Source organism: Streptomyces avidinii (genome assembly GCF_014650695.1).
GTDB lineage: Bacteria > Actinomycetota > Actinomycetes > Streptomycetales > Streptomycetaceae > Streptomyces > Streptomyces avidinii.
In genome coordinates, this window is the sequence record NZ_BMVL01000046.1 from 1 (window position 1) to 3,175 (window position 3,175).

Annotated in this window: 4 protein-coding genes; 1 reads left to right on the plus strand and 3 read right to left on the minus strand. The window is 71.6% G+C overall.

The genetic code is table 11. The features are described 5' to 3' along the window. Window positions 1–293 precede the first annotated feature (293 nt). Window positions 294–1,301, minus strand: a complete 1,008-nt coding sequence (locus IE257_RS37615) for a stage II sporulation protein M (RefSeq protein WP_189974617.1) — start codon at window positions 1,299–1,301, stop codon at window positions 294–296. 116 nt (window positions 1,302–1,417) lie between these two features. Here IE257_RS37615 and IE257_RS37620 point away from each other — a divergent pair, with 116 nt between their 5' ends. Then, window positions 1,418–2,341 carry an RDD family protein gene (locus IE257_RS37620; protein WP_189974618.1) on the plus strand — a complete coding sequence of 308 codons (924 nt, stop codon included), beginning with the start codon at window positions 1,418–1,420 and terminating at the stop codon, window positions 2,339–2,341. Window positions 2,342–2,345: 4 nt separating this feature from the next. Here IE257_RS37620 and IE257_RS37625 read toward each other — a convergent pair whose 3' ends face one another. Both IE257_RS37625 and IE257_RS37630 read right to left on the minus strand, forming a co-directional pair. After that, window positions 2,346–2,966, minus strand: a complete 621-nt coding sequence (locus tag IE257_RS37625; RefSeq protein ID WP_189974620.1) for a hypothetical protein — start codon at window positions 2,964–2,966, stop codon at window positions 2,346–2,348. Window positions 2,967–3,074: 108 nt separating this feature from the next. Continuing rightward, window positions 3,075–3,175, minus strand: a 101-nt coding sequence (locus tag IE257_RS37630; protein ID WP_189974619.1) for an adenosylhomocysteinase, incomplete at its 5' end; no start/stop codon positions are given.

Here is a 3,175-nt window from a genome sequence, read left to right on the forward strand (position 1 = left end):
GTCCGACTTCCTCGGCGCTTTCCAGGTTTTCGCTTTCGCGTTTCCCTTTCCGGCGGTTCCGACTCTATCAGAAGTTCTCCACCGGATTTCCCGGCTTCGGATTCCTGAATGAGGAGTCGGTTGTACCCCACTGGAATTCAATTCCGTATCGGGGGCGAGAGAAAGCTTAAACCATCGCTGCCGAACTTGTCCAGTTCGAGGCAACCGTTCGAATCTACCTCTCCGCGCGCTCCGTGTCAACGGTCTTCGCGGGACGACGAGGAGACTAGCAGCTCAACGGGCTTGTACGCACATCAGGCGGCCGTCGGGAGCGTTGCCGTGCGGTCGGCCTCCTCCACGTCGCCCACCTCGCCGGACCGCGCGGCCCTGCCGCCCAGGACGAAGACGTAGAGGAGGAAGGCGACCTCGGCTGCGACGCCGATCGTGATGCGGGCCCAGGTCGGGAGGCCCGACGGGGTCACGAAGCCCTCGATCAGGCCCGAGATGAAGAGGACCACCGCGAGGCCGATGGCCATGCCGAGAGCGGTTCGGCCCTGTTCCGCGAGCGCCGTGCGGCGGGTGCGGGGGCCCGGGTCGATGACCGTCCAGCCCAGGCGCAGGCCCATGCCCGCGGCGACGAAGACCGCCGTCAGTTCGAGCAGGCCGTGCGGGAGGATCAGGCCGAGGAACACGTCGAGGCGGCCGGCGGAGGCCATGAGCCCCAGGCCGACGCCGAGGTTGGCCATGTTCAGGAAGAGGATCCAGAGCACCGGTATCCCCAGGAAGGCGCCCAGGACCAGGCAGATCGCGGCCGCCTGCGCGTTGTTCGTCCAGACCTGGGCGGCGAAGGAGCCCGCGGGGTGGCTGGAGTAGTAGGTCTCGTACTCGCCGCCGGGCTCCGTGAGCGCCTTGAGGTGTTCGGGGGCCGCGATGGCGCTCTGCACCTCCGGGTGCGTGGCTATCCACCAGCCGATGAGCACGCCGATCGCCGTGGAGATCAGGGCGGTCGGTATCCACCAGCGGCGGCTGCGGTACACGGCGGCCGGGAAGCCCACGGTGAAGAAGAGGGCCGCGTCGCGCCAGCCGGCCCGGCGGGTGCCCGTCACGGTGGCGCGGGCGCGGGCGACCAGCTGGGTCAGCCGCCCGGTGAGCAGGGGGTCCGGGGCGCTGGACTGGATCTGGGAGAGGTGGGTGGAAGTGCGCTGGTAGAGCGCGACGAGTTCGTCGGCCTCCTCGCCGGTGAGTTTGCGGCCTCGGCCCAGGAGCTGGTCGAGCCGGTCCCACTCCGCACGGTGTGCGGTCACGAAGACGTCGAGATCCATCCGGTTGCCGCTCCCCTGTCCCAGGTCCCCTGGCCGCTGCCTATTCCTAGTGTGGTCAGCTTGGCAGACTGGATGCCGTAAGGGCGGGGCGGGCGGGTCACATGAGAGGTGCTGCGGTGAGCGATCTGGTGACGGGGGACGCGGTCGTCCTGGGGCTCAGGCCCGCGCGGCTGCCGAGCCGCGGGCTGGCGATCCTCCTGGACCTGACCCTCTACGTCACCGGGTACGTGCTCATCTCCGTCGGGCTGACCATGGCGACCGCTTCGCTGGACGAGGCGGCCCGGGCGGCCGTGGGGGTGGCGAGCTTCCTGCTGTTCGTCGTAGGTGTGCCGATCGCGGTGGAGACGCTGTCCCACGGGCGGTCGCTCGGCAAGCTCGCCTGCGGGCTGCGGGTCGTGCGGGACGACGGCGGGCCGATCCGGTTCCGGCACGCGATGGTCCGCGGGGCGATGGGGATCGTGGAGCTGATCCTGACCTTCGGGTCGATCGCGTGCATCGCCTCGCTGGTGTCGGCGCGCGGGCGGCGGCTCGGGGACGTGTTCGCGGGGACGCTCGTGGTCCGGGAGCGGGTGCCGGGGGCGCGGGTCATGCCGGTGCCCCCGCCGCCGCCGTGGCTGGCCGGGCGGTTCACCGGGCTGGATCTGTCCGCGGTGCCGGACGGGCTGTGGCTGGCGATTCGCCAGTACCTGACGCGGATGAACCAGCTGGATCCGCAGGTGGGTGCCGCGATGGCGGTGCGGCTCGCGGACGATCTGGTGGCGCGTACGGGAACCCCGCCGCCGGCCGGGGTGCCGGCTGCCGCGTTCCTGATGGCCGTGGTGCACGAGCGGCAGTCGCGGGACGCCGCGCGGGCGTTCCGGTCGGCCGCCGTCGCCGGTCCGGGGGCCGGCTCCGGGGCCGGGTTCGCGCCCCATCCCTCTCCGATGCCGATGCCCGTGGCACCGCCGGTCGCCTACGTTGCTCCCGCGTCTGTGGCTCCCGTGGCTCCCGTGGCGCCTGCTGATGCTCCGCGCGCCGGCGGGTTCGCGCCGCCCGCCTGAGGGGTCACTGCTCCTCGAAGGCCGAGGGCGGTGTCTCCAGGTGTTCGAGTTCGATGCCGGGGGCCGAGAGGACCACGTCCCCGGCGATGTGGATCGTGTGGACCTCGCCCGTGTCCAGTGCGCTGACCCGGTACTCGTCCACCAGGAGCGGGCCGCTGTCCGTGGGGTGTTCCTCGCGGGCCAGCAGCGCCCAGGCCTGGTCGACCGTACGGGGTGCCAGTACCGGGTCGGTGAGGGCTAGGAGCCTGACGCGGGTGGCGGGGGCGCCGGGAGTCAGGCGCAGCAGGCGGGACGTGGCGATGAGGAAGGCCGGGGAGGTGCCGGTGAAGCCTGGGGCCGCGATGTTGCCCTCGGTGGCCTCGGTGCCGGTGGGGTCGGTACGTACCCAGGTGACGCCGTCGATGGCGGCGCCGCGCACCTGCCAGCTCGCGGCGTTGACCTCCATGCGGATGGGGCGGCCCAGCTCGTCGATCGCCAGGTCGACGGAACCGCGGTGGTCCCCGTCCGGGCCGGTGAGCTGGGAGACGTAGCGCCAGCCGGAGGGTCCGGGGGCGCAGTGGAAGTGCTCCTCGCCGAGGGGGGTGTGGTCGTGCGGGTCGTGGAGCGAGTAGCGGCCGCGGGGCATGGTGCGCACTCTTCTTGGGATCGAGGGATACGGGGCAGGCCCCCGGCACGCTGCCGGGGGCCTGCTTCACGTACTGCTGCCGCTGATCAGAGCCTGATCAGGGGTTGATCAGTAGCGGTAGTGGTCCGGCTTGTACGGGCCCTCGACCGGGACGCCGATGTAGGCGGCCTGCTCCGGGCGGAGCGTGGTCAGGCGGACGCCGAGCGCGT